The sequence below is a fragment of the Bradyrhizobium sp. 4 genome, assembly GCF_023100905.1.
GTDB lineage: Bacteria > Pseudomonadota > Alphaproteobacteria > Rhizobiales > Xanthobacteraceae > Bradyrhizobium.
On the sequence record NZ_CP064686.1, the window covers coordinates 4,740,696 to 4,766,183 of the forward strand.

Sequence of the window (25,488 nt, forward strand, 5' to 3'; positions counted from 1 at the left end):
GCTGGGAAGCAGCTCGGCCTTGGGAGCCGGCGTCGGCGCCCCATACTCCGTCATTGCGAGCGAAGCGAAGCAATCCAGAATCTCGCCGCGGAGGCAATCTGGATTGCGTCGTCGCAAGGGCTCCTCGCAATGACGGAGGCTACGGCTCGCCCGGCTTGAACGGCTCCTGCTTGTCCGGCGGCACGGTCTCCTCCGCCGTTGTCAGCAGCATCGCGACCATCACGTAATTGCCGGCGACTGCGGTGAGGTCGACAATCTGCTGGTCGTTGAAGACCTTCTTCGCGCGCGCATAGGTTTCGTCGCCGATCTTCTTCGTCGTGGTGAGCTCGGTGACGAAGTCGTACACGACGGCCTCGTCCTCGGCCATGTTCGCAGGCCGCTTATTCGCCTTGAGCTCCGCGATGATCTCGGGCGACAGACCCGCCTTCGCCGCGAGCGGCGCATGGGCGTACCACTCCACCTGGGAACGCCATTGCCGCCCGATGATCAGGATCGCGAACTCGTTGAGTTTTGTCGGGACCGAGGTCTCCCAGCGCAGATAGTGGAACAGGTCGAACAGGCGCTGGCCGAGCACCGGGCTGCGGATCATCGGATTGTAGGGACCGCCGATGCCGACGCTCGAGACCTTCATGATCTGCTCGCCGAGCGGTTTCTGCTTGGCGTCGAGCTGGTCCATGGTGAGCTGCGGAAAGCGCGGCTCCTTGCTGGTGGCGGGCGCTGCAAACATCGTGGCGGCGAGCCAGCCGCCCGCCGCGGCGAGTGTGAGCGACGACAGCCAGAGTGGCGTTGAGTTCATGTTGTCCTCCCGGTTTTTCTTGACCGGGGGATGCTAGTCGAGCAACACCAGCGTGATAGCGCTAGATCGCGCCGATCTCGGCAAGGCAGGCTTGCGTCAGGGGCATGCGCTCGCCGACCAGACGCGGCTCCTTGCAGTCCATATTGAGCGCGAACACGGTGTGCGCTTCGCCCTTCTCGGCCCAGCCCACCATCCAGCCCAGCGACGGCTCGCCGCGCTCGGCGCCAAGCAGCCCGGACTTGGCGCGAATGACGCTATCGCCGACCTTGGTCACCGGCAGGATGTCAGCGACAAGATCCTGACTGCGCTTCGAAATCGGCAGCGCGCGGCGGCGCAGCCTGTCGACGAAATCGACCTGCTCGACCGGATCGATGCGCAAGGCGCCGGTGAGCCAGAACTGGTCGATGCCGCCGCCGATGTCGCGATTGCCGTAGTCGAACAGATCGACATACTTCTGCATGCGCTCTTGTCCGATCCGGCGTGCGATCTCCTGATAGACCGGCACCGCGCTGACGAGAATCGCGCTGCGCAGCGTGTGGTCCTTGTTCCAGGCCTCGATCGGACGCTTCACGCCGTCCCAAGGAAATACGTCCTTGTCGGGGTCAGTGACGACGCCAGTTTCGAGCGCGATCAGCGAGTTCGGAATCTTGAAGGTCGAAGCCGGCAGCTTCGCCTCGCCCGAACGCTCCTTGTCGCTGGCGACGACCAGATAGTCCTCGACCTTGTAGCCGACAAACGTCCCGGCCGTGCCGAGGTCGGTGAAGCGCTTTGCGAGGCTGTCACGGATCTCGTTGCGCGGCGGCGCGACATGGGCGAATGCACGCGCTGGCAAAGCGGCAGCTGCGGCGAGAAGGCCGAGGGTGGAACGGCGGGTGAGCACTGGCGGTGTCCGTTACGCGATGACGATGGCCGCGACCATGCAGCCGCTATCGTGGTGAAACGATGACGGCTACCGCTTGCCCGACAGCCGCAGCACGAACACCAGCACTTCGGCGACGGCCTTGTAGAGGTCGGGTGGGATCTCCTCGCCGAGTTCGACCTTGGACAGCGCGCCGGCCAGGATCTCGTTCTCCTCGATCGGGATGTCGTTGGCCTTGGCGATCTCGACGATCTTTTCGCCGATGGTGCCCTTGCCCTTGGCGACGACGACAGGCGCGTTGCTGCCCTTCTCGTAATGGAGCGCAATCGCAAGCTTCGACGGATCGCTCATGTGGCGCGATCCAGGAAGTGGCCGGCGCGGGCCGGAGTGGGCTGCGGCGGGGTGCCATCGCGAACCAGGATGTCGCCGGGCTTGAGCTCGGCCCTGGTCAGGGCCTGGTTGAGCTCGCCGATTCCGGCGCGAAGCTGCTGTGCGGTCGTCGGCCGCTCCGCCCACATCCGCACGAAGGTCTTGTCACCGTTCAGCGTAATCAAAGCGTGCACGGGGCCGGCTGGCTCGACATTGAGTGTAAAGCGCGCACGCCAGGCGCGCCTGGCGGGATCGGCGGATTCATTGCCGCCGTCGCGCGAGATCTCGAACTGCGCCATTGCAGTGCCCTGCGGCGTTGCGAACGGAATCTCGAAATTCCACTGCGGCACAGTCGGATCGATCCTGTGACCGCTGGCGTCGGTGCGATCGGGGAGCGAAGCGACCTGGAGCAAGGTCTGCCGCGCGAGGGCGGCATCGGTGTCGTCGAGCAGGCGATGCACGGTCGCGGCAAGCGGCGTATCCGGTGCGAGTGACGGCGAGGCAATGGATTGCGGCGACGGCAATGCGCCGCGAACCGGCGGGGGCGTTGCGCGCGCGGCGGCTTCAAAAACATGTCCGTCGGGCACGGCCTTGTTCGAGCCCGGCAAGTTACCCGTCATGCGCGGCAGATCTTGCGTGATCTCTTGCAGGAGGCTCGCGACAAGGCCTGCGGTCATGGTCCGCGGCATCGCGGCCTGCGGCGCGCCGCCAGCGGCGTCCGCCAACACAGAGGCTGCGAGATTGGCGCTACGCGGCGGTTGGGCGATCCCGGGTTCGGTTGACGGCGTTGCGGCCTGTGCAGCCTGCGTCTGCGCGGCAGCGACCCGCGGTGTCGCCACGGTGCCAGCTGGAAGGGCGGCACCTTGCGCCTGTGGCGCGGTGGCCTCGAGCGTCGTCAGCGTCTGGCGCAGCACCAGCAGCGCGGCTTTCAAATCCGGCATCGTTCCGGAGGACGGAGTCGCGCCTGCGGCGAGCGAGGCTTCGAGGAGCAGCCCGGACTTCTGGAAAGCGGACTCGATGTCGCCGCCTTCGAGTCCGGTGTTGAGCGGCGTCTGCTGCGCCAGCACGCCCAGCATCGCCTGCTTCAGCCCCGCCGGAAGATCGCTGCCGGTGACGACCGCGGCCAGATTGGCGAACAGCGGCGCCTGGCTGCCTTGCTTCGTCACGGCCTCGGTCGAGGCTTCTGTGACGGCGACCTGCTCGGTCGGTGTGAGGGCATTGCGGGCCGCGCCCGCTGACGGCACTAGCGGCGGGCTGTCCACCAGCGAGGCCGCAGCCGGCGTCAACGTGACCTGATCGGCGGCCGCCTCGCCTGCCCCGCCCATGACGGCGAGCCGGATGGTGCCGCCGTTCTGCGACACCGCAAGCTGGAGATTTTGGCCTGGTGTCAGCGCCACCTCTGACATCACATCCATCGAGAGGTTGGCGATCGCGATCCGCACCAGATTATCGGCGAGCACGTTGACCACTCGGGCGTGGACCACGCTGCCGGCCTGCAGCACAAGATCGGGCGTCGCCGCGTCAGCAACAGGGCTGGCGGCACTGACGGGAAGAATCGAGCTTATCGGCGTCGGCATCGTGGGGCCCAGGGAACGCTGGCCCCCACCCTAAGGCCGCCCTCGTAAACCTCTCGTTAAGGACCTTTGGCCGCAGGCGGCTTCACAGCGGCCAAAACCGCCACGGCAGCCTCGAAATCCCGCAGGCGGGCGGCGCGGCGGCCGGCCGCTTCTTCGTCCACGCCCCATTTCTCGGCGTTCCAGTCCTCATCAACATAGGCTGCCGCCCAAACCTGGTCGGCGTCGCGCACGCCATGGGCAAGCGCCAGCGCCAGCAGCGCCGAGCCGGTCAGGGTGGTGATCACGTGGAGGGCGGCGACCGACCAGGCGTCCCCTGGCAAGGCCCCACGCGCGGCCCGAAGCGCCTCATCCGGCTGCGTCACATACATGACGCCTTCGGACAGGATGAAGTGCGCCCCCAGCGTCTCCGCGGCCCAGAACAGCACGGGATCCCAATGCGCGGCTTCGCGGGCGACAAGCCCCTCGGGATGGCCGGCGCGATAGAACAGCAGATCGGACTGGAGGTATTTTGCAAGGTCGTCCGTGACGAGATCGACGCGGTCGACGACGCCCTCGACGACGCTGTTGGCGATCCGCGTCAGCGGCATGGTCATGGGCTTGATCGTCTCGTCCTGATCCGCCCACTCCGCAGCCACTGCGTCGGCCAGCGCGCGCGAAGGGATGATCACCTGGCGGCCGGACGGCGTGCGGATCGGCTTGCCATCGAGGGTGATGGCAAAGCCGCCCTCAGCCTCAGAGACCCCCACCTCCTTGTAGAAGCGCTTGCGCAACGGCACGCGCGCGGCCTGGCGGACCAACTCCTGCGGATCAAGCGGGGATCGCCCCGCAGCTTCATCAAACAATTCGCGCATCTCGTTCCGGTCCCTGCCCTTCCGCTGCCGCCCTTTCAACTACTCTTCAGGCGCATTCTCGATCGGATCAAATCTGCTTGCATCGAGCCCGAGCAGGTTCCACGACTGCTGCATGTGCTGCGGCAGCGGCGCGGTGGCATCGATGAAGCCGCCGCGCGGATGCGGAATGACGATACGGCGCGCGAGCAGATGCAGCCGGTTTTGCAGGCCGCCCGGCAATTGCCAGTTCTCGATGTTGAAATATTTGGGATCGCCGACGATGGGGTGGCCGATATGTTCCATGTGGGCGCGCAGCTGGTGGGTGCGCCCGGTCACCGGCTTCAGCGACACCCAGGTCAGCTTGTTGCCGGCGGTCTCGACCACCGCATAGTAGGTCACCGCGTGGCTTGCGCCCTCGTCGCCATGCTGGGCGATGCGCATGATGGTGTCGTCCTCGCTCTCCTCCTTGGCGAGAAATGTCGAGATGCGGCCCTGCTTCGGCTTCGGCAGGCCCGGCACCAGCGCCCAATAGGTTTTTCGCGCCGACCGCGAACGGAATGCGCCGGTGAGATGCGAGGCGGCAAAGCGGGTCTTGGCGACCAGGAGACAGCCCGACGTCTCCCTGTCGATGCGGTGCACGAGGCGCGGCTTCTGGCCCTTGGAATCGCGCATCACCTCCAGCATCTGGTCGATGTGTCGCGTCATGCCCGAGCCGCCCTGCACGGCCAGTCCGGCCGGCTTGTTCAGCACGAGAACGTCGTCATCCTCGTAAATCGTCATCTCCTTCAGCGCGGCAAGCGTCTTTTGCGCCGCCTCTGACTCGGGGTTGGGTGCCTTCGGCGTGTCGAGCTTCAGCGGCGGAATGCGGACGCTCTGGCCCTCCTCCAGCCGGTCCTTGCTGTCGACGCGCTTGCCGTCGACGCGCAGCTCGCCTTTGCGAACGACGCGCTGGATGTGGGAGAACGACAGGCCGGGAAAGTGCGCTTCAAGGAAGCGATCGACGCGCATGTTGTTCTCGTCGGCCGTCACCTTGACGGTCTGCACCTTGGTCGGCAGCAATGCCTCGACGGGGGGCTTTGCCGGCGCAGCCTTTTCCGGTTCGGCTTTGGGCGCGCGCCGCTCGACCCGCTCACTCGCGAAGCGCGGCGGCTTCGTGCCCGGCTTGCCGCCCGGCCGAGGCCCAGCCGCCTTCGCGCTGCGCGCCTTGAACGGGCGCGCCTCCTTGCGCTCATCGCGCTCGCGAGGTTTTGGGTTCATTCTCTTGATGCGGCGGCTCATGTGGCTTTTCCAAACGTTCGTGTCGACTGCACCGTCGCGCGGCGCGGCAGCGACGCAACCTGCGCCCCCACCTCTTTTTCCGCGAGGCGCAGCTCATATTGCTGCTGCAGGTTCATCCAGAACTGCGGGCTGGTGTCGAACCAGTGACCAAGACGCAACGCCGTATCGGCCGTGATGCCGCGCTGTCCATTGATGATGCCGGTGATCCGGTTCACGGGTACATCGACCTGACGCGCGAGTTCTGCGGCGGAGATGCCGAGTTGTCGCAGTTCTTCGGCAAGATGTTCACCGGGATGTATGGGCGTGCGGGGCATGGCGATTTCTTGGCCGGACTAGCGTGAATTACGCGTTACGTAAACCGTAAATCGAACCCTACAGCAAGCCCGAAAGGGTTAGGCCCCACCCCGCTCCTTCCGCAACTTCGCCCAATAATCCAGCCGCTTCCTGATCTCCCGCTCGAACCCGCGGTCGGGCGGGTCGTAGAAGGTCTGGCGACCCAGCGCTTCCGGGAAATAATCCTGTCCGGAGAAGGCGTCGGGGGCGTCATGGTCGTATTCGTAAGATGCGCCGTAGCCTTCCGATTTCATCAGCTTGGTCGGCGAATTGAGGATATGTTTCGGCGGCAGCAGCGAGCCGGCCTGCTTGGCGACCTGCATCGCCTTGCCGAAGGCGGTGTAGACGGCATTCGATTTCGGCGCGGTGGCGAGATAGACCACGGCTTGCGCGATCGCGAGCTCGCCCTCGGGATGACCGAGGAAGTCGAAGGTGTCCTTGGCTGCGTTGGCGATGACCAGCGCCTGCGGATCGGCAAGCCCGATATCCTCGACCGCCATGCGCACGACACGACGGGCCAGAAACAGCGGGTCCTCGCCGGCATCGAGCATGCGCGCGAGATAATACAGCGCGGCATCGGGATCGGAGCCTCGCACCGACTTATGCAGCGCCGAGATCAAATTGTAATGGCCGTCGGCCGACTTGTCGTAGATGGGCGCGCGACGCTGCAATATTTCCTGCAACTGCGCGGCGTCGAAAATCTCGTCCTTGCGCGCGGCGCGCCAGACTTCCTCGACGAGCGTCAGCGACGCGCGGCCGTCGCCATCGGCCATGCGCACCAGCACGGCGCGCGCTTCCTCGTCGAGCGGCAGCTTGCGGCCCTCGACCTCCTCGGCATGCGCAAACAGCTTTTCGATCGCGGCCGCGTCGAGCGAGCGAAACACCAGCACGCGCGCCCGGGACAGAAGCGCCGCGTTGAGTTCGAAGGACGGATTTTCGGTGGTGGCGCCGACCATCACCACCGTGCCGTCTTCCATGACGGGCAGAAACGAATCCTGCTGGGCCCGGTTGAAGCGATGCACCTCGTCGACGAACAGCAGCGTGCCCTTGCCCATCTCGCGGCGTGCACGCGCCGCCTCAAAGGCCTTCTTCAAATCGGCGACGCCGGAGAACACCGCGGAGATCTGCTCGAAATGCAGATCGGTGGCGTCCGCGAGCAGCCGCGCCACCGTGGTCTTGCCGGTGCCGGGTGGGCCCCAGAACACCAGCGAGCCCAGCGTGCGCGTCTCCAGCATGCGCGTCAGCGCGCCGTCTGGACCCAGGATGTGATCCTGGCCGACGACCTCCGAGAGCGCGCGCGGCCGCAGCCGATCCGGCAGCGGATGCGGAGCCTCGTGATCGAGCCCCGCCGCGGCGAAGAGAGTTGGCGTCTCCTGTGGTCGCTTCGGACTCATCCGCCCAGCGTGACGTTGATCTGCTGGCCGCCACGCACCAGCGTGATGCGCCAGATGCGCTGGCGCTCGGCCGCCGCCTTTTCGAGATCGCTGGTCTTGCTGATCTTCTGGTTGTTGACCGCCAGGATGACGTCGCCCTTCTGGAAGCCGACATTCGCGGCCGCGCTGTCGCCGCCGAGATCGGTGACCACGACGCCTTCGGTATCGGCGTCCAGATGCAGCTCGTCGGCAAGCGCCGGGGTGATGGTCGAGACCTTCGCGCCCTGGAGAGGCGAGCGCGCGGTGATGACGAGCTCGTTGCGGCCGGCATCGGGCGCGGCGTCCAGCGCCACCGTCAGCTTGACCGGCTTGCCGCCGCGCTGCACGTCGATCTGCGCCGTGCCGCCGAGCGGCCGTGTGGCGAAGCGATAGTCGAAAGCGTTGGGATCATCCACGGTCTGGCCGTCGATCGAGACGATCAGGTCGGAGGATTTCAGCCCGGCCTTGGCCGCCGGCCCGTTCGGGACGACGCTTGCGACCAGCGCACCGGTCGGCGAACGCAGGCCGAGACTCTCGGCGATCTCCGGCGTCACCGCCTGCAATTTCGCCCCTAACCAGGGCCGCTTGACCGCCTTGCCGCCACCCTTGGCGGAGGCGACGACGACGCGCACCATGTTGGCGGGGATCGCGAAGCCGATGCCCTGCGAGCCGCCGGAGCGCGAATAGATCGCGGTGTTGATGCCCGCGAGCCTGCCGTTCATGTCGACCAACGCGCCGCCGGAATTGCCAGGATTGATCGCCGCGTCGGTCTGGATGAAGAACTGGTAGTCGGTGATACCGACCTGCGTGCGCGCCAAGGCCGAGATGATGCCGTGAGTCACGGTCTGGCCGACGCCGAAGGGATTGCCGATCGCCATCACGACGTCGCCTACCAGCAGTTCGTCCGAATTGGTGAATTCGAGAGCCGGAAACTTCTCCTTGGTGTCCTTCAAACGCAGCACGGCCAGATCGCTGCGAGAGTCCTTCAGCACGATCTCGGCCTCGAACTCACGCTTGTCCGACAGCGACACCTTGACCTGGTCGGCGCCTTCGATGACGTGGACGTTGGTGACAACGAGCCCCGACGCATCGACGATCACGCCCGAACCGAGCGAGCGCTGCACCTGCTCCTGCTGCTGGCCGGGCACGCCGAAGAAGCGGCGGAATATGGGGTCGTCGAGCAGCGGGTTGCGGTTCTGCACCACCTTGGCGGCATAGACGTTGACAACCGCCGGCTGCACCCGCTGCACGATCGGCGCATAGGACAGCCGCAGTTCGGCGGGCGAGGACGGCACACGGCGGTCCTGCGCGGCGGCCGGATTGAAGTTGGCCGAAAAGGCTATGCACAGTGCCGTGACGACGGCGGTCCAGGTCGATCGAAACATTCCTACCTCTTGGAAAAGACGCCGGAATATAGGCGCGTTCGCCCCCCATTAGAAGGGCGCCCGGCGGCATATTCAGGGGCCTTTTTGGTGTGGCCGGCCTGCAAGCTCTGCGTGCGAAATCGCAATTTGCCGGGGCTGCCGATTGGCACGATGTGCGTCATCTTGCATGGTGGCGCAAGGCGGATTCGGTTGCGGCGAATTTACACCAGTGGGAACCGCGCAACCGGCCGCAGCGTCGCGGGGTAGTCATCGATCCCACCTAGGCTCTCCGCCAGCGACTTGGGGAAGTTCGTCAAACGATGGAGTCATGACGTGAGCAGGACAAGAATTGCAGCCACGGCGATGGGTCTCGCCGCCGCACTGGCAGCCTCGCAGGCCCAGGCCCAATCGGCGAGCAGCAGCGACCAGGAGATCGCGCTCCTGAAGCAGCAGCTGAAGATGCTGGAGCAGAAGCTCGACAAGCTCCAGAGCCAGACCGCCGCGAATACTGCGGCCACAGCGAAGGCCAAGCTTGAGGCGAAGGCGGAGGCGAAAGCCGAAGCGCGTTCCGAAGCGAAGGCCGCCGTCGCCAACGCCAACGCGGCGATCCCGCTCAAGGGACCGGCGCCCGCATCCGGCGTCGTCGTGACAATGCCGAACAACCGACCGACCATCTGCACTGCCGATGGGGCTAACTGCGTCGGGATCACAAGCCGCGTGCATTGGGATGTCGGCGGCTATGACTATCGGCCCAACACGGCGGCAACCGTGCCGCAAAAGCTCGACAGCGGCGAGAACGTCCGCCGCGCGCGCATCGGTGTCGCCGGCAAGTTCTTCCACGACTGGAGTTTCGCGCTGGTCTACGACTTCGGCGGCTCCTCCGACGGGTTTGGCGGCGCAGCTCCGGGTTCGCTGCCCGGCGGCGGCGTCTCTGGCGTCGAGAACGCCTATCTCAGCTATACCGGCCTGAAACCGTTCGGCGGCAAGATGGCCATCGAAGGCGGCATCATGGACCTGCCCTACACTCTCGATGAGGCCACGAGCTCCAACGACATCATGTTCATGGAGCGCGCCTCGGCGGGGATCGTCGCCACGAGCATCGCCGCGGGCGACTTCCGTTCGGCGGTCGGCACGCGCTGGTACAACGACGAGTTCTGGGTCGGCGCCTATGTCACCGGCCCCGCCACCGGTGCGATCCACTCAGCGTCGAGCGTTGCGCCGAACGGCACCACGGAACAATACGGCGCGGTCGCGCGTGTCGCCGGCCAGGTCGTCAGCGGCAAAGACTACTCGGTCCATCTCGGGGGCAATGCCGAATGGCTGATCCAGCCGACGCGCAATCTGGTGACGGGTGCACAGACGGTGACGCTGACCGATCGTCCGGAACTGCGCATCGATCCCACGGCGCTGGCTACGACCGGCGCAATCGCCAATGCCTCCGGCGCGCAGGTCTACAGCGTCGAAGCGGCCGCCACCTATGGACCGCTGATCCTGCAAGGCGAGTATTTCTGGTACAACATCGATCGCAGCGCCAATACCGGCCTGCCGCCGCTGGGTGCGCCGAGCCTCAAATTCCAGGGCGGCTACGCGCAGGCCGGCTACGTGCTGACTGGCGAGGGTCGCAGCTATAATGCAGCGAACGCGGCCTATGGCGGCGTCAAGCCGGCGCACCCGTTCTCGCTCGAGGGCGGCGGCTGGGGCGCGTGGGAAGTCGCGGGACGCTTCTCCACGATCGACCTCAACGATCAGCTCGGGACCGCCACCGGCATCGCAGGCGGCCGGCAGACGGTCTACACGGCGGCGCTGAACTGGTATGTCAACGGCAACGTCCGTTTCATGCTGGACTATCTGCATGGCACGGTGTCGAGGCAGGCCTCGCCGGTCTCGACCGCCGATGTCGGCTCGAAGTTCGATGCGGTCGCCATGCGGACGCAGTTCGCGTTCTAGGTATCGCCTGTCGTCCCGGGGTACGCGAAAACGCGAACCCGGGACCCAGCATCTGCAACGCTATCTGAAGGAGACAAGCCATGAAGGCCGTCGGCTACAAGAAATCGCTTCCGATCGAGGATCAGGACGCGCTGATCGATTTCGAGACCGCAAAACCCGAGCCCGGCGGCCGCGACATCCGCGTCGCCGTGAAGGCGATCTCGGCCAATCCGGTCGATTACAAGGTGCGCAAGCGCGCCGCTCCGCCCGAGGGCGAGACGAAGATACTGGGCTATGACGCGGCCGGCGTGGTCGACGCCGTCGGTCCCGACGTCACGCTGTTCAAGCCGGGCGACGAAGTATTTTACGCCGGCTCGATCCTGCGCCAGGGCACCAATTCCGAATTCCATCTCGTTGACGAGCGCATCGTCGGCAACAAGCCGAAGAGCCTGTCGTTCGCACAGGCAGCCGCCCTTCCCCTCACCTCCATCACCGCCTGGGAGCTGTTGTTCGACCGGCTGGGTGCGGTGCCCGGCAAGAGTGTCGATCCACGTACGCTGCTGATCACGGGCGGCGCCGGCGGCGTCGGCTCGATCCTGATCCAGCTCGCTCGCCGCCTCACCGGGCTGACCGTGGTTGCAACCGCAACGCGGCCGGAATCGCAAAAATGGTGCCTCGATCTCGGCGCGCATGCAGTAATCGACCACGGCCAACCGATGAAGGAGCAGATCGAGAAGCTCAAGCTGCCGCCAGTCGCGCTGGTGGCGAGCCTCACCTTCACCGACCAGCACTACAAGAGCATCGCCGATTCGATGGCGCCGCAGGGCAAGTTCGGCCTGATCGACGATCCGCCGGAATTCACCATGAGTGCGTTCAAGGGCAAGGCAATCTCGGTGCATTGGGAATCGATGTTCACGCGCTCCTCGTTCCAGACCGCCGATATGATCGCGCAACATCATCTGCTGAACGACGTCGCCGACCTCATCGACAAGGGCGTCTTGCGTACCACGCTCGACCAGACCTTCGGCACGATCAACGCGGCCAATCTCAAGCGCGCGCACGCGCTTTTGGAGAGCGGCAAGTCGCGCGGCAAGATCGTGCTGGAGGGGTGGTAGGTCTTAGCTCGAAGCGGGCGCCGCTTTCGTCTCCGGCGGACGCGTCGCCCGCTCGATAAAGCCCTTGGCGAGCGCGTGGTAGATCCCTTCTTCGCAGATCAGCCGTGAGGTGGCGTGTGCGATCAGGGCAGCGGCCATTAACGGCACCACCATGGCGTGGTTGTCGGTCATCTCGGTCACGATGACGAAAGCGGTGATCGGCGCCTGCACCACCCCTGCAAAATACGACACCATGCCGAGCAACATGATCGCACCGAGCGGAGCGTCGTGGAAGAAGGACGCGATATTGCTGCCGAGGCCGGCTCCAACGGCGAGTGACGGCGAAAAAATTCCGCCGGGTATGCCACTGATCGCCGCGAAGGTGGTGGCGAGAAGCTTGAGGATGCCGAAGTCCTGCGGCAGCGGTGCGCCCTGCTCCAGGGCCGTCTTTACCTGCTGGTAGCCTGTGCCATAGACCGTATCGCCGGAGACGATGCCGCAGATCGCGACCGCCAATCCGCACGCGAGCGCGAACCACAAAGGGTGGCCCTTGACCGCACGCCCGAACGGATGGGCCGAGCCCCGCGCCATGGTGATGACGATGCGGCTGAAGACGCCGCCGGCCACGCCGCCAACCACGCCGCACACCGGAACCGCGAGCCAGTCGGCGCCGGGGGCCAGCGACATCGCACTGCTGCCGAAATAGGCGTAGTTGCCCATCAGCGCGAGCGAGGTCAGGCCGGCCGCGATCACCGCCGCGATGATCAGGCTGCTGGTACGCGTCTCGAAAGCACGGCTCATCTCCTCGATGCCGAAGACGATCCCCGCCAGCGGCGTGTTGAAGGCGGCCGCGACGCCAGCAGCCGCGCCGGCCAGGATCAATCCGGGCTGGCGGCGTGGCGAGACGCGGCCGAGCGCGAACATGATGGAAGCGCCGACTTGAACGCTCGGTCCTTCCCGGCCGACGGAGCCACCGCACAGCAGACCGAACAAGGTGAGGATCACCTTTCCGATCGCGATTCGGATCGAGACCAGGCTCTCGCGCGCCGTCTGGTCGGTCAGATGCCGTGCGGCGATCGCCTGAGGAATGCCGCTGCCCTGTGCGTTCGGGAACAACCGGGTGGTCAGATAGGCCGAGAGCATGAAGCCGAGAGGTGTCACCGCGAGCACGGCGTAGCGCGATTTGGCTAGCAGCAGCGCAAAGGCGTGCTGGGCGAGATCGGCAAGCTGCGCCAGCGCCACCGCCGCGGCGCCAACCCCGATTCCACCGAGCACGAAGATCGCCCGCCGCTGCCATCGCGCGGATGTCAGCCTGAACAGGCGTTTATGGCGGGTCGAGAGGGGCCAGAGCATAAAACCGAGGTTTAGCCGGTCCCGCCGCGAATTGAAGAGGCAAGCGAGCAGACCAGCTAGACCGGAACCATGCCCTCGACGAACATCAACCGCCGCTCCAGCGCGGTCTGCCGAAGCTTTAGCGCCTCCGCATATTCCGGCGACGCGTACCATTCGCGCGCGCGTTCCATCGAGGTAAACTCCACGATGATGATGGTCTTGGGCGGCGGGCCGCCCTCCACCAATTCGGCGGCGCCGCCGCGGACGAGATAGCGGCCGCCATATTGCGCGATGGTAGCAGCAGCCAGCGTACGATAAGCCTCCATCGCGGCCTGATCACGCGCCTCGACCTCCGAGATCACATAGGCCGGCATGAGACGGCCTCAGGCAATCGTGTTGACGATGCCGCCTTCCGCGCGCAGCGCCGCACCGTTGGTCGCGGAGGCTTCCTTCGAAGCCGCATACACCACCATGTTGGCGATCTCGTCGACGCTGGCGAAGCGTTGGAGCAGCGAGCTTGGGCGATGCTGTTTGACGAAATTGGCCGCGGCCTCATCGACCGACTGCCCGTTCTGCTTAGCGAGATCCTTCACGAAGGTCTCGACGCCTTCCGACATGGTCGGGCCCGGCAGCACGGAATTGACGGTGACGCCGGTGCCGCGTGTGAGCTGCGCCAGGCCGCGCGCGACCGAGAGCTGCGCCGTCTTGCTCATGCCGTAGTGGATCATCTCGACGGGAATGTTGAGCCCTGATTCCGAGGAGATGAAGATGATTCGGCCCCAGTTGCGCTTGAGCATGCCCTTCATATACGCGCGTGACAGACGCACGCCGCTCATCACGTTGACCTCGAAAAAGCGACTCCAGTCTTCGTCCGGAATGTCGAAGAAGTCTTTCGGCTCGAAGATGCCGGCATTGTTGATAAGGATGTCGACGTCTGGCAGCGCCGCCGCCAACGCCTTGCAGCCCGCCGCGGTCGAGACGTCGGCGGCGATGCCGCGGACCTTTCCGCCCGCCCCTTCCAGCTTGCGCACGGCCGCATCGACCTTGCCCTGGCCGCGTCCGTTGATCACGACGCTCGCACCGGAGCCGGCAAGGCCCTTGGCGATGGCGTGGCCGATGCCGGCGGTCGAGCCGGTGACGAGGGCGGTCTTTCCGGAAAGGTCGATCTTCATGCGATGTCTCCATTGAAACTGACGGAGATATCGTGCGCTGCGCGGGCGGGTGCAATCGCCCCTCACCGACGCGTGAGGATTTAGTTGCGAGGCGGAAGCGTCCGGAGAAACGCGATGATGGCATCGAGATCCTGGGCCGTCATGCTGGCATAGCCAGCATAGGCCATCGGCGGCTTCAGTTTGTGGCCGTCGCGTGCGATGCCTTGCGCAATCGCACGTTTGATTTCGTCGTCGCTCCACCCGCCGATGCCCGCGGCTATATCCGCGGTGATGTTGGCGGAGACGGATTCGCCCCACGGCCCCTTGAATGTCCGGCCGCCCTTGCCGCTCGCTCCGGCGAAATCGTGCACGACGGACGGGCCGTCCGGCGTGTGGCATTCCAGGCAATGGGCGATGGTCAGGAGATAGCGGCCGCGCGCAAGCCTGTCGGAAAGCTCAGCCTCGTTCGCCTGCTTGCCGGCGTAGATCGGCGTCTCCGGCTTCGGCGCGCTTCTGTATTCCGGCGGCGGCGTCTCGTGGCGTACGGCCGGCACTGAGCGCAAATAAGCTGCGAGCGCGTCGAGATCGCGGGCCGTGAGCACGGTGTAGAACGCGGTCGGCATGATCGGCGCGACCCTGGTTCCGTTCGGCCTGACGCCGCTGACGAGAAACCGCTTCAGCTCGGCGTCGGTCCAGTTGCCGATGCCGGTGTCCTTGTCCGGTGTGATGTTGGAGCCAGAGACCTTGAAGGCGGGCTCGTCAAAAACCTGGCTGCCCCCGGAGAGCGCGCGAGAGAGATCGAGCCCTTGCGGCCCTCGCGGCGTGTGGCAGTTGTGGCAAACCATCACGCTGTTGACGAGATAGGCGCCGCGCTCGACGAGCGTCTCGCCAGAGGCCGGCGACATCAGCAGCGCCAGCGCAATCCCTGACACAATCCTCATCGAGAGCCCCCCGGTCGGAATCGCGTTCAACGAAACGATGCGCGGTATGAGATGCAGCCGCGCCATACAAAAAAGCGGCGCCCGAAGGCGCCGCTTTCTGAAAACTCTCTACCGGTCGGCTTACGCCGCCTCGGCTTCCTTTTCCTGCACCGGACCGGAGTCCTGGCCCTTGGCATCGACGTCGCGATCGACGAACTCGATCACGGCCATCGGGGCGTTGTCGCCGTAGCGGAAGCCGGCCTTGATGATGCGGGTGTAGCCACCCTGGCGATCCTTGTAGCGGGGCGCGAGCGTGTCGAACAGCTTCCTGACCTGATCCTTGTCGCGCATCTCGGAGATGGCCTGGCGGCGCATGGCCAGCCCGCCCTTCTTGCCGAGGGTGATAAGCTTCTCGACGATCGGACGCAATTCCTTCGCCTTCGGCAGCGTGGTGACGATCTGCTCGTGCTTGATCAACGCGGCGCACATGTTGGCGAACATCGCGCGGCGATGCTCGGCGGTGCGGTTGAGCTTCCGATGAACCTTGCCGTGACGCATTTTTCTATTCCTTGAATTTCATTCGTCGCGACGGTTCGTCCGACTTATTGCTCAGGTGGGCTGCCTGCGTTCGCCCGCAAAGGCGCGAGGAATTCGCGCCTTTGCCTGTTCTTGGCCTGTTGTAGTTCGGATCAGTAGTGATCCTCGAAGCGCTTGGCGAGCTCGTCGATGTTCTCCGGCGGCCAGCCCGGCACTTCCATGCCGAGATGCAGACCCATCTGGGCCAGCACTTCCTTGATCTCGTTCAGCGACTTGCGGCCGAAGTTCGGAGTGCGGAGCATTTCGGCTTCCGACTTCTGCACGAGGTCGCCGATGTAGACGATATTGTCGTTCTTCAAGCAGTTGGCCGAACGCACCGACAGCTCGAGCTCGTCCACCTTCTTGAGGAAGGCCGGGTTGAAGGCGAGGTCCGGGATGATCTCCTGGGCGACTTCCTTGCGCGGCTCTTCGAAGTTGACGAACACGTTGAGCTGGTCCTGCAGGATGCGCGCAGCGTAGGCCACGGAATCATCCGGCGTCAGCGCGCCGTTGGTCTCGATCGTCATGGTCAGCTTATCGTAGTCGAGGATCTGGCCCTCGCGGGTGTTCTCGACCTTGTAGGAGACCTTGCGGACCGGCGAGTACAGGCTGTCGACCGGGATCAGGCCGATCGGCGCGTCCTCGGGACGATTGCGCTCGGCGGGCACGTAGCCCTTGCCGGTGGCGACCGTGAACTCCATGCGAATCTCCGCGCCCTCGTCGAGCGTGCAGATCTGCAGGTCCGGATTGAGCACGACGACGTCGCCGACGGTCTGAATGTCGCCGGCGGTGACGACGCCCGGGCCGGACTTCTTCACGACCATGCGCTTGGGGCCTTCGCCCTGCATCTTGATCGAGATGTCCTTGATGTTGAGCACGATGTCGGTGACGTCCTCACGGACGCCCGCGATCGAGGAGAACTCGTGCAGCACGCCGTCGATGTGCACCGACTGCACAGCCGCGCCCTGGAGCGACGACAGCAGGATGCGGCGCAGCGCGTTGCCGAGCGTCTGGCCGAAGCCGCGCTCGAGCGGCTCGGCGACGATGGTCGCGAAACGGTTCGAATCGCTGCCGGGCTGCACCTGGAGCTTGTTCGGTCGAATCAGTTCTTGCCAATTTTTCTGGATCGTCACTGTTTCACCCATACAGGCCAGTCAAACTGCCGTTGCAGATACTGGCGTTGGAGAAAGGCCACAGGTCGCACCTGCGGCTTCTTAAAAAAGTCATCGCGGGCGACGATGCGCCCGCAACTTCGTATCAAACGCGCCGACGCTTGCGGGGACGGCAACCGTTGTGCGGGATCGTGGTCACGTCGCGGATCGAGGTGACGGTGAAGCCCGCGGCCTGGAGCGCCCGGAGCGCCGATTCGCGGCCCGAACCGGGACCGGCGACTTCGACTTCCAGCGTGCGCATGCCGTGTTCCTGCGCCTTCTTCGACACGTCCTCGGCCGCAACCTGTGCGGCATACGGGGTCGACTTGCGCGAGCCCTTGAAGCCCATCGTGCCGGCGGAGGACCAGGCGATCGTGTTGCCCTGCGCATCGGTGATGGTGATGGTCGTGTTGTTGAACGACGAGTTCACGTGCGCGACGCCGGAGGCGATGTTCTTGCGCTCACGACGACGAACGCGGGTGGCTTCCTTGCCCATAGACTACCTTTCCTGAAGATCTCAAACGCCGCCGTAATGCCAGCGGCTACACCTGTAGAACGAAAGGCGTGTGGCGAACGGGTCATCCCCGGGTCGCCACACGCCGTAATTGGATGCGAAAACTTACTTCTTCTTGCCGGCGATGGCCTTGGCCGGACCCTTGCGCGTGCGCGCATTGGTGTGGGTACGCTGGCCACGCACCGGCAGACCGCGACGATGGCGCAGGCCGCGGTAGCAGCCGAGATCCATCAGACGCTTGATGTTGATGCCGACCTCACGACGCAAATCGCCCTCGACGAGATAGTCGCGGTCGATCACTTCGCGGATCTGAAGCACTTCGGCGTCGCTGAGCTGATTGACCCGACGATCGTCCGGGATTTTGACCTTCTCCATGATCTCACCGGCGATCTTCTGACCGATGCCATGGATGTACTGGAGCGCGATCAGCACGCGCTTGTTGGTCGGGATGTTCACGCCGGCAATACGGGCCACGGCCTTCTCTCCTGTCGCCGATCCCTCGTCAGGAATCGGGCTTTAAGTGCTTGGTTTCTCGGGCAGGTGTTCACAAACGCGAACACGACGCCCACCCCTGGTCTTCCTGGGGCCCGGCATCGTTTGAAACTATCCGACTTGGATGCGGGGCTTATTAGGGGATTCAGGGGGCTTTCGTCAACCGCTGCTAGCGCTTAGCTCGCCTTTTCGTGACCTTTTTTGCGGCCTTTTTGGCACCTTTCTTGACAGCCTTCCTGGCGGTCTTTTTGGCTGCCTTTTTCTTCACGGTTTTCTTGACGGCTTTCTTGGCCGCCTTCTTAGGACCCTTCACGGCCTTCTTGGCCGCTTTCCTGGATTTGGCGGCCTTTTTGGCCGCCTTCGCCGGCTTTTTGGCCGATTTCTTCGCCGCCTTGGCCTTTTTGGCCGGGGCCGCCTTGGCCGCGCGCCGGGCGGAGGCCTTGCCGGGCGTCTTGCCATGCGTCTTGGGCTCGACCGCCCCAAGCGCCAGGAGCAGGCGATGGATGGCGCGGGTGACCTCGTCGATCGCCATCATGCCGTCGATGGTCGAGAGCTTCCGCCGCTCGGAATAGTAGTGAATCAGCGGTTCCGTCTGGTTGCGGTAGCTGGCCAACCGCTTGGTCAGGACCTCCGGGGTGTCGTCGAGTCGGACCTCCTCCCCGCGCTCGCGCATCTGGGCGACGCGGGTCTCGACACGGTTCAGGAGTGCACTCTCGTTGACGCGGAGCTCGATCACGGCGTCGAGCTTGAGGTGCTTGTGCTTGAGCAGCTCATCCAGCGCCTCGGCCTGCGGCACAGTGCGCGGGAAACCGTCGAGGATGAAACCGTTTTTGGCATCCGGCTGATCGATTCGATCGGAGATGATTCCGACCACGACATCGTCGGGCACAAGACCGCCGCTGGCCATGATCTCCTTGGCCTTGAGACCGACCGGCGTTCCGGCCGCCACCGCGGCACGCAACATCTCGCCGGTCGAGAGTTGGACGATGCCATAGCGCTGCACCAGCAGCTGCGCCTGGGTGCCCTTGCCCGATCCCGGCGGCCCCAGAAGTATAATTCTCATCGGCGTACGCCCCCCGATTGGTGCGCGATACGTCGCGCACCTGTGTTTTAAAGTCCAGTTACAGTGCAAATCATAATCAGCGCCGCACCGCTACCCATATCATAGGGGAGCAAATGGCCGGACGCCAAGAAGCCTTTGAGATCAGTGATTGCGCTTCAGTGCGAGTGGCTCTGCCGATGCCACCGGATGGCTGGCTGGCCGCTCCCGCAGGCGCCGCGCGTTACTCGCGCGGCGAATCGGCGGCGCAATTGCGCCGCCTGAGAGGACTCCGCGCTTAACGGCGCCGGCCGCGCAGCTTCGATTTCCGGATCAGACCTTCGTACTGATGCGCCAGGAGATAGCCCTGCACCTGCGCCACCGTGTCCATGGTGACGCTGACGACGATCAGCAGCGAAGTGCCGCCAAAGTAGAACGGCACCGAGGCGTAGGAGATCAGGATTTCCGGAATCAAGCAGACGATCGCCAGGTAGACCGCGCCGAGCACGGTAATGCGCGACAGCACGTAGTCGATATATTCCGCGGTACGCTCGCCCGGACGGATACCCGGAATGAAGCCGCCGTGCTTCTTCAGATTGTCTGCGGTCTCGGTCGGATTGAACACGATCGCGGTGTAGAAGAAGGCGAAGAACACAATCAGCGCCAGATACATGATCAGGAACAGCGGACGGCCGTGGCCGAGCTGGGTGTTGATCCACTGGAACCATTCCGGCCCGCTGCCCGCGTTGAAGTTCGCAACCGTGGTCGGCAGCAGCAGCAACGAGGACGCGAAGATCGGCGGGATCACGCCCGAAGTGTTGAGCTTGAGCGGCAGATGCGAGGACTGCCCCTCGAACATCTTGTTGCCGACCTGGCGCTTCGGATACTGGATCAAGAGCCGGCGCTGGGCGCGCTCCACGAACACGATGAAGGCGATCACGGCCACCGCCATGATGATGACGACGAGAATCAGGCCGGTCGACATCGCACCCTGACGGCCGAGCTCGAGCATGTTGGCGAGAGCGGCGGGCAGCTCGGCGACGATGCCGGAGAGAATGATCAGGGAAATGCCGTTGCCGATGCCGCGCGAGGTGATCTGCTCGCCCAGCCACATCAGGAACATGGTGCCGCCGGTCAGCGTGATCGCGGTGGACAGACGGAAGAACATGCCGGGGTCGCTGACGACGTTGCCGGCGCCTTCGAGGCCCACCGCGATGCCGTAGGACTGGAACGCGGCCAGGATCACCGTGAGATAGCGGGTGTACTGGTTCAGCAGCTTGCGGCCGGACTCGCCTTCCTTCTTCAGCGCCTCGAGCTGCGGCGAGACGGTGGTCAGGAGCTGGATGATGATGGAGGCCGAGATGTACGGCATGATGTTCAGCGCAAAGATCGCCATGCGGTGAATGCCGCCGCCGGCGAACATGTTGAACATGCCGAGGATGCCGCCCGCCTGGGAGCGGAAGACCTGCTCCCAGATGTTGGGATCGATGCCGGGCAGCGGGATGTAGGTCCCGAGCCGATAAACGAGCAGCGCGCCCAGGGTGAACCAGATGCGCTTCTTCAGTTCGTCGGCCTTGGCAAACGCACCGAAATTGAGATTGGCTGCCAGTTGTTCCGCTGCAGAGGCCATCTTGGACTTTCTCCCGCCGCTTTTTGCGCCGTTATGCCCGCGGCCGGGCTACATTATACCGGACACCGGACATTATCTGGGGCTACGGCTTCGATAAGTCCATCGTCCCGCATGCGTAAAGGCCCGCGAGCCGCGGGCCAATGACGCAGTTGTTACGCCGCCTCGCCTTCTTCCTTGGCAGGCGCGAGGATCTTCACCGAGCCGCCGGCCTTCTCGACCGCCGCGATCGCGGTCTTTGAGGCGCCGTGCACTTCGATGTTGAGCTTGGCCTTGAACTCGCCGCGGCCGAGCAGCCGCAGGCCACCCTTGGCGCGGCGCAGCACGCCAGCCTTGACCAGGGATTCGACGTTAACGATGCTGCCGGCATCGATCTTCTTGGCATCGACCGCGTCCTGAAGCCGGTCGAGATTGATCTCGGCGAACTCGATGCGGAAGATGTTGTTGAAGCCGCGCTTGGGCAGACGGCGATGCAAGGGCATCTGACCGCCTTCGAAACCCTTGATGCGCACGCCCGAACGCGCGGTCTGGCCCTTGCCACCGCGGCCGGCCTGCTTGCCCTTGCCCGAACCAATGCCGCGGCCGACGCGCATACGCTTCTTGCGTGAGCCGGCATTGTCGGCGATATCGCTGAGCTTCATCGCCCTGCTCCTTGTTTCTTGCGCATGACCTTCACCGAAAACGGGTCCCCGCTTTTCGGGATCGTGCGCCTTTGCTTACTTCTCGTCGACGATGCGAACGAGATGGTGAACCTTCAAGATCATGCCGCGCACCGCCGGGGTGTCCGGCAGTTCGCTGGTGCGGCCGATCTTGTTGAGCTTGAGCCCGATCAGCGTCGAGCGCTGCGAGTGATGGCGGCGGATCGCGCTGCCGGTCTGCTCGATCTTGATCGTCTTTGCGGTCGTAACGGCACTCTTGGCCATGGGCGTCTACTCCGAAAAGCTTCCGTTATTCGGCAACCGCCTCGGCGTCGCCACCGATACGGCGGGACTGGAGGGTGGACACCTTGATGTTGCGGCGGGCAGCGACCGAGCGCGGCGAATCCTGATGCTTCAGCGCATCGAAGGTCGCGCGAACCATGTTGTACGGGTTCGACGAACCGATCGACTTCGCAACCACGTCCTGGACGCCGAGCGTCTCGAACACGGCGCGCATCGGACCGCCGGCGATGATCCCGGTACCGGCCGGAGCGGCGCGCAGGTAAACACGGCCCGCGCCATGACGGCCGGCGATATCGTGATGCAGCGTGCGGCCCTCGCGCAACGACACGCGGGTCAGGTTGCGCTTGGCGGATTCGGTTGCCTTGCGGATCGCCTCAGGCACTTCGCGCGCCTTGCCGTGACCGAAGCCGGCGCGGCCCTTCTGGTCGCCGATCACGACCAGCGCTGCGAAACCGAAGCGCTTGCCACCCTTGACGACTTTGGCGACGCGATTGATGTGGACGAGCTTGTCGACGAACTCGCTGTCGCGCTCTTCCCTGCGTTCACGTCCGCCGCCGCGTTGATCGCGTCCACCACGTTGTTCGCGTTCTGCCATGGTTTTTCCAGTCCTTCAGAGGCTTACGCCTCAATCCTCAAATTCTGTTAGAAGCTCAGCCCGCTCTCACGCGCCGCGTCGGCAAGAGCCTTGACGCGCCCGTGATAGAGATAGCTGCCGCGATCGAACACGACTTCCTTGACACCCTTCTCGGCGGCGCGCTCGGCCAGCAGCTTGCCGACCGCCTTCGCCGCATCGATGTCGGCGCCGGTCTTGCCGCCATCGCGCATCGACTTCTCGAGCGACGAGGCAGAGGCCAGCGTCTCGCCCTTCAGGTCGTCGATGACCTGGGCGTAGATGTGCTTGGACGAGCGGAACACCGACAGGCGCGGACGGCCGCCACCCGAGCGGCGCAGCTTCAGACGTACACTGCGCTTGCGCCGGGCATTCGTAACCTTGGCTTTCGACATGACCGGCTCCGTTACTTCTTCTTGCCTTCCTTGCGGAAGATGAATTCGCCAACATACTTCACGCCCTTGCCCTTGTAGGGCTCCGGCGGACGATAGGAGCGAATCTCGGCGGCGACCTGGCCGACGCGCTGAATGTCGCTGCCGGTCACCGTGATCTCGGTCGGCTTCGGCACGGTGATCGTGATCCCTTCCGGGATCGCGTAGACCACATCGTGGCTGTAGCCGAGCGCGAGCTGCAGGTTCTTGCCCTGCAGCGCGGCGCGGTAACCGACGCCGGTGATTTCGAGCTTCTTCTCGAAACCCTTGGTGACGCCTTCGACCAGATTCGCGACCTGGGCGCGAGCGGTCCCGTAAAGGGCCCGCGCGCGGTTGGTCTCGACCCGCGGGTTCACCTTGACCTGGCCGTTGTCGAGCTTCACCTCGACGTCGCTATGGACGACGAACTGAAGCTGGCCCTTCGGCCCCTTCATCTTGACGGTCTGCCCGTCGACGGTCGCGGTCACACCCGACGGCACCGCTACCGGCCTTTTGCCAACACGTGACATGGATCAAAAATCCTTCTCAGAACACCGTGAAGAGAACTTCGCCGCCCACGTTCGCTTCACGCGCACTGTGGTCAGCCATGATTCCCTTCGGTGTCGACAACACCGAAATGCCGAGTCCGTTATTGACCCGCGGCAGGTTCTTCACCGAAGCGTAAACGCGACGCCCGGGTTTGGAGACACGCTCGATCTCGCGGATAACGGGCTCGCCGTCGAAATACTTCAGCTCGATCTCGATCTCGCTGCGGCCCGAGGAGTGCTCGAGCGTGGCGTAACCGCGGATGTAACCTTCGCTCTTCAGCACCTCGAGCACGTTCTCGCGCATCTTCGAGCCAGGCGTGGAGACCTTGTTCTTGGAGCGCATCTGCGCGTTGCGGATGCGGGTGATCAGATCGCTGATTGGATCGTGCGTAGACATCTAAACGACCCTCCTTACCAGCTGGACTTCACGAGGCCCGGGACCATGCCCTTGGAGCCAAGGTCCCGCATTGCGATGCGGGACAGTTTGGTCAAGCGATAGTTCGAGCGCGAACGGCCCGACAGCTCGCAACGCAGACGGATGCGGGTCGCCGACGAGTTGCGCGGCATTTCCGCCAGCTTCAGGGTCGCGGCGAACCGCTCCTCCATCGGCAACGTCTTGTCGGCGATGATCGCCTTCAACCGCTCGCGCTTCGGAGCGGCGTTCTTCGTCATCCGCTTGCGCCGGTTGTTCTTCTCGATTGAACTCTTCTTTGCCATGTTTGGCTCCTGGGTATCCGCGTTTGAGAGGCTTTAGGTCAGCGTCTCACTGCCGGAACGGGAAATTGAAAGCGGTCAACAAGGCCCTCGCCTCGTCGTCGGTCTTGGCCGTGGTGCAGACGGTGATGTCCATACCGCGGGATTCCGTGACCTTGTCGAAGTCGATCTCGGGGAAAATGATGTGTTCCTTGAGGCCGAGCGAGTAGTTGCCGCGGCCATCGAAGCTCTTCGGGTTCAAGCCGCGGAAGTCGCGGACGCGCGGCAGCGCGACCGTCACCAGGCGATCGATGAACTCGTACATGCGGGCCTTGCGCAGCGTGACCTTGCAGCCGATCGGCTGGTTCTCACGCAACTTGAAGGTCGCGATCGCGATCCGCGAATATGTCACGATCGCCTTCTGGCCGGCGATCTGGGTCAATTCCGCAGCGGCGTTCTCGGCCTTCTTGCGGTCGTTGACGGAATCGCCAACGCCCATGTTCAGCACGACCTTGTCCAGGCGCGGAACCTGCATGACGTTCTCATAACCGAACTTCTCGGTCATTTCCGTCCGGATCTTCGCGTCGTATTCCGCGCGCAGGCGCGGCGTGTAAGCGGCCTCAGCCATCGATCTCAGCTCCCGAGCTCTTGGCGATGCGGACCTTCTTGCCGTCCGCCAGAATCTTGAATCCGACGCGGGTCGGCTTCCCGTCCTTGCCGACATACGCGATGTTGGACAGTTGGATCGGCGACTCTTTCGAGATGATGCCGCCCTCCTGGGCCTGCGTCTGCTTCTGGTGACGCTTGACCATGTTGATGCCGCGCACCAGCGCCGTACCGGCGTCGGGACGCACTTCGAACACCTCGCCGGTGCGGCCCTTGTCGCGGCCGGTCAGCACGACGACCTTGTCGCCCTTGCGGATCTTCGCAGCCATCACAGCACCTCCGGCGCGAGCGAGATGATCTTCATGTGGTTCTTGGCGCGCAGCTCGCGCGGCACGGGCCCGAAGATACGGGTACCGACCGGCTCGGACTGATTGTTGATCAGAACGGCGGCGTTGCGGTCGAAGCGGATGACCGAACCGTCGGCGCGGCGGATGTCCTTGCGGACGCGCACCACGACGGCCTTCATCACATCGCCCTTCTTCACCTTGCCACGCGGAATCGCTTCCTTGATCGAGACAACGATGATGTCGCCGATCGTGGCGTAGCGGCGCTTGGAGCCCCCGAGCACCTTGATACACATGACACGGCGTGCGCCAGAATTATCGGCCACGTCGAGGTTGGTCTGCATCTGAATCATTGATGCACCTCGTCCTCTTCTCTTTGCGCCAGCCCAGCCGGCGCTCAACATTTACCTGAAGTCAGTCGGCTAAAGCCAACAGATCAGGCGCTTTTCTTGTGCTCGCCCCGGATCACGACCCAGCGCTTCAACTTCGAAATCGGCTTCGATTCCTCGATCCACACCATGTCGCCCGGCTTGAACTCGTTGCTCTCGTCGTGCGCGTGGTAGTTCTTCGAACGGCGGATCGTCTTCTTGTAGATCGGGTGCGTGAAGCGGCGATCGACGCGCACCACGATGGTCTTGGCTTGCTTGTCGCTGACGACCACGCCCTGCAAAGTACGTTTCGGCATCTTCGTAAGCC

General features: G+C 64.4%; 32 protein-coding genes. 2 read left to right on the forward strand and 30 right to left on the reverse strand.

Features of this window, described 5'->3' with window-relative positions; all coding sequences use genetic code 11:
* Positions 1-139: 139 nt before the first annotated feature.
* From IVB45_RS22435 to IVB45_RS22475, 9 genes are all read right to left on the reverse strand, one after another.
* Positions 140-796 carry a carboxymuconolactone decarboxylase family protein gene (locus tag IVB45_RS22435; protein ID WP_247361889.1) on the reverse strand — a complete coding sequence of 219 codons (657 nt, stop codon included), beginning with the start codon at positions 794-796 and terminating at the stop codon, positions 140-142.
* 61 nt (positions 797-857) lie between these two features.
* A complete protein-coding gene (locus IVB45_RS22440; protein WP_027567477.1) occupies positions 858-1,676 on the reverse strand; it encodes a penicillin-binding transpeptidase domain-containing protein in 819 nt (272 codons plus the stop codon).
* Between the two features lie 69 nt (positions 1,677-1,745).
* Entirely contained in the window at positions 1,746-2,006 is a 261-nt protein-coding gene (locus tag IVB45_RS22445) for an EscU/YscU/HrcU family type III secretion system export apparatus switch protein (protein ID WP_247361892.1), read from the reverse strand.
* The gene (locus tag IVB45_RS22450) at positions 2,003-3,601 is read right to left on the reverse strand and encodes a flagellar hook-length control protein FliK (protein ID WP_247361896.1); all 1,599 of its coding nucleotides are present in this window, start codon (positions 3,599-3,601) and stop codon (positions 2,003-2,005) included. Before IVB45_RS22450 ends, IVB45_RS22445 begins: the two co-directional genes overlap by 4 nt.
* A gap of 56 nt (positions 3,602-3,657) precedes the next feature.
* Entirely contained in the window at positions 3,658-4,452 is a 795-nt protein-coding gene (locus IVB45_RS22455) for an ATP12 family protein (RefSeq protein ID WP_247361898.1), read from the reverse strand.
* A gap of 39 nt (positions 4,453-4,491) precedes the next feature.
* Complete coding sequence (locus tag IVB45_RS22460; protein ID WP_247361901.1) at positions 4,492-5,709, reverse strand: RluA family pseudouridine synthase; 1,218 nt, start codon at positions 5,707-5,709, stop codon at positions 4,492-4,494.
* Positions 5,706-6,023 carry a HigA family addiction module antitoxin gene (locus IVB45_RS22465; protein WP_247361904.1) on the reverse strand — a complete coding sequence of 106 codons (318 nt, stop codon included), beginning with the start codon at positions 6,021-6,023 and terminating at the stop codon, positions 5,706-5,708. The genes IVB45_RS22460 and IVB45_RS22465 overlap by 4 nt, the downstream gene beginning before the upstream one ends.
* Positions 6,024-6,101: 78 nt before the next feature.
* On the reverse strand, positions 6,102-7,436 hold the full coding sequence (locus IVB45_RS22470; protein ID WP_027518575.1) for a replication-associated recombination protein A: 1,335 nt from the start codon (positions 7,434-7,436) through the stop codon (positions 6,102-6,104).
* Complete coding sequence (locus tag IVB45_RS22475) at positions 7,433-8,839, reverse strand: DegQ family serine endoprotease (RefSeq protein ID WP_027567482.1); 1,407 nt, start codon at positions 8,837-8,839, stop codon at positions 7,433-7,435. The genes IVB45_RS22470 and IVB45_RS22475 overlap by 4 nt, the downstream gene beginning before the upstream one ends.
* A gap of 312 nt (positions 8,840-9,151) precedes the next feature.
* Here IVB45_RS22475 and IVB45_RS22480 point away from each other — a divergent pair, with 312 nt between their 5' ends.
* Both IVB45_RS22480 and IVB45_RS22485 read left to right on the forward strand, forming a co-directional pair.
* Positions 9,152-10,765, forward strand: a complete 1,614-nt coding sequence (locus IVB45_RS22480; RefSeq protein WP_247361906.1) for an OprO/OprP family phosphate-selective porin — start codon at positions 9,152-9,154, stop codon at positions 10,763-10,765.
* An 80-nt stretch (positions 10,766-10,845) separates the two neighbouring features.
* On the forward strand, positions 10,846-11,859 hold the full coding sequence (locus IVB45_RS22485) for a zinc-binding alcohol dehydrogenase family protein (RefSeq protein ID WP_247287023.1): 1,014 nt from the start codon (positions 10,846-10,848) through the stop codon (positions 11,857-11,859).
* A 3-nt stretch (positions 11,860-11,862) separates the two neighbouring features.
* Here IVB45_RS22485 and IVB45_RS22490 read toward each other — a convergent pair whose 3' ends face one another.
* From IVB45_RS22490 to rpsQ, 21 genes are all read right to left on the reverse strand, one after another.
* On the reverse strand, positions 11,863-13,191 hold the full coding sequence (locus tag IVB45_RS22490) for a chloride channel protein (RefSeq protein WP_027567485.1): 1,329 nt from the start codon (positions 13,189-13,191) through the stop codon (positions 11,863-11,865).
* A gap of 56 nt (positions 13,192-13,247) precedes the next feature.
* Positions 13,248-13,544, reverse strand: coding sequence for a DUF1330 domain-containing protein (locus IVB45_RS22495; RefSeq protein WP_027567486.1), 297 nt, complete (start codon positions 13,542-13,544; stop codon positions 13,248-13,250).
* Positions 13,545-13,553: 9 nt separating this feature from the next.
* Entirely contained in the window at positions 13,554-14,342 is a 789-nt protein-coding gene (locus IVB45_RS22500; protein ID WP_247361909.1) for an SDR family oxidoreductase, read from the reverse strand.
* A gap of 80 nt (positions 14,343-14,422) precedes the next feature.
* Positions 14,423-15,262, reverse strand: a complete 840-nt coding sequence (locus IVB45_RS22505) for a cytochrome c (protein ID WP_247361911.1) — start codon at positions 15,260-15,262, stop codon at positions 14,423-14,425.
* Positions 15,263-15,382: 120 nt separating this feature from the next.
* The gene (gene rplQ / locus IVB45_RS22510) at positions 15,383-15,799 is read right to left on the reverse strand and encodes a 50S ribosomal protein L17 (protein WP_007603047.1); all 417 of its coding nucleotides are present in this window, start codon (positions 15,797-15,799) and stop codon (positions 15,383-15,385) included.
* A 131-nt stretch (positions 15,800-15,930) separates the two neighbouring features.
* Positions 15,931-16,962 carry a DNA-directed RNA polymerase subunit alpha gene (locus IVB45_RS22515; RefSeq protein ID WP_035961343.1) on the reverse strand — a complete coding sequence of 344 codons (1,032 nt, stop codon included), beginning with the start codon at positions 16,960-16,962 and terminating at the stop codon, positions 15,931-15,933.
* 112 nt (positions 16,963-17,074) lie between these two features.
* Complete coding sequence (rpsK, locus tag IVB45_RS22520; protein ID WP_007603045.1) at positions 17,075-17,464, reverse strand: 30S ribosomal protein S11; 390 nt, start codon at positions 17,462-17,464, stop codon at positions 17,075-17,077.
* Between the two features lie 123 nt (positions 17,465-17,587).
* On the reverse strand, positions 17,588-17,956 hold the full coding sequence (gene rpsM, locus IVB45_RS22525; RefSeq protein ID WP_007611599.1) for a 30S ribosomal protein S13: 369 nt from the start codon (positions 17,954-17,956) through the stop codon (positions 17,588-17,590).
* Positions 17,957-18,143: 187 nt separating this feature from the next.
* Positions 18,144-19,037 carry an adenylate kinase gene (locus IVB45_RS22530; protein WP_247361914.1) on the reverse strand — a complete coding sequence of 298 codons (894 nt, stop codon included), beginning with the start codon at positions 19,035-19,037 and terminating at the stop codon, positions 18,144-18,146.
* A gap of 274 nt (positions 19,038-19,311) precedes the next feature.
* On the reverse strand, positions 19,312-20,643 hold the full coding sequence (gene secY / locus IVB45_RS22535) for a preprotein translocase subunit SecY (RefSeq protein ID WP_007611601.1): 1,332 nt from the start codon (positions 20,641-20,643) through the stop codon (positions 19,312-19,314).
* A 152-nt stretch (positions 20,644-20,795) separates the two neighbouring features.
* Complete coding sequence (rplO, locus tag IVB45_RS22540) at positions 20,796-21,281, reverse strand: 50S ribosomal protein L15 (protein ID WP_247361917.1); 486 nt, start codon at positions 21,279-21,281, stop codon at positions 20,796-20,798.
* Between the two features lie 75 nt (positions 21,282-21,356).
* A complete protein-coding gene (gene rpmD / locus IVB45_RS22545) occupies positions 21,357-21,563 on the reverse strand; it encodes a 50S ribosomal protein L30 (RefSeq protein ID WP_007603038.1) in 207 nt (68 codons plus the stop codon).
* Positions 21,564-21,588: 25 nt separating this feature from the next.
* On the reverse strand, positions 21,589-22,176 hold the full coding sequence (rpsE, locus tag IVB45_RS22550; protein WP_007603037.1) for a 30S ribosomal protein S5: 588 nt from the start codon (positions 22,174-22,176) through the stop codon (positions 21,589-21,591).
* Positions 22,177-22,223: 47 nt separating this feature from the next.
* Complete coding sequence (gene rplR / locus IVB45_RS22555) at positions 22,224-22,586, reverse strand: 50S ribosomal protein L18 (protein WP_007603036.1); 363 nt, start codon at positions 22,584-22,586, stop codon at positions 22,224-22,226.
* 11 nt (positions 22,587-22,597) lie between these two features.
* Positions 22,598-23,131: a 50S ribosomal protein L6 gene (gene rplF, locus IVB45_RS22560; protein ID WP_007611603.1), complete on the reverse strand. Its 534-nt coding sequence runs from the start codon at positions 23,129-23,131 to the stop codon at positions 22,598-22,600.
* Positions 23,132-23,147: 16 nt separating this feature from the next.
* A complete protein-coding gene (rpsH, locus tag IVB45_RS22565; RefSeq protein WP_007603034.1) occupies positions 23,148-23,546 on the reverse strand; it encodes a 30S ribosomal protein S8 in 399 nt (132 codons plus the stop codon).
* A 14-nt stretch (positions 23,547-23,560) separates the two neighbouring features.
* On the reverse strand, positions 23,561-23,866 hold the full coding sequence (gene rpsN / locus IVB45_RS22570; protein WP_007611604.1) for a 30S ribosomal protein S14: 306 nt from the start codon (positions 23,864-23,866) through the stop codon (positions 23,561-23,563).
* Positions 23,867-23,912: 46 nt separating this feature from the next.
* Positions 23,913-24,470 (reverse strand): 50S ribosomal protein L5, encoded by a 558-nt coding sequence (rplE, locus tag IVB45_RS22575; protein WP_007603032.1) that lies wholly within the window; start codon positions 24,468-24,470, stop codon positions 23,913-23,915.
* Positions 24,463-24,777, reverse strand: a complete 315-nt coding sequence (gene rplX, locus IVB45_RS22580) for a 50S ribosomal protein L24 (protein ID WP_007603031.1) — start codon at positions 24,775-24,777, stop codon at positions 24,463-24,465. Before rplX ends, rplE begins: the two co-directional genes overlap by 8 nt.
* On the reverse strand, positions 24,777-25,145 hold the full coding sequence (rplN, locus tag IVB45_RS22585; protein WP_007603030.1) for a 50S ribosomal protein L14: 369 nt from the start codon (positions 25,143-25,145) through the stop codon (positions 24,777-24,779). The genes rplX and rplN overlap by 1 nt, the downstream gene beginning before the upstream one ends.
* A gap of 83 nt (positions 25,146-25,228) precedes the next feature.
* A complete protein-coding gene (gene rpsQ / locus IVB45_RS22590) occupies positions 25,229-25,477 on the reverse strand; it encodes a 30S ribosomal protein S17 (protein WP_007603028.1) in 249 nt (82 codons plus the stop codon).
* Positions 25,478-25,488 lie beyond the last annotated feature (11 nt).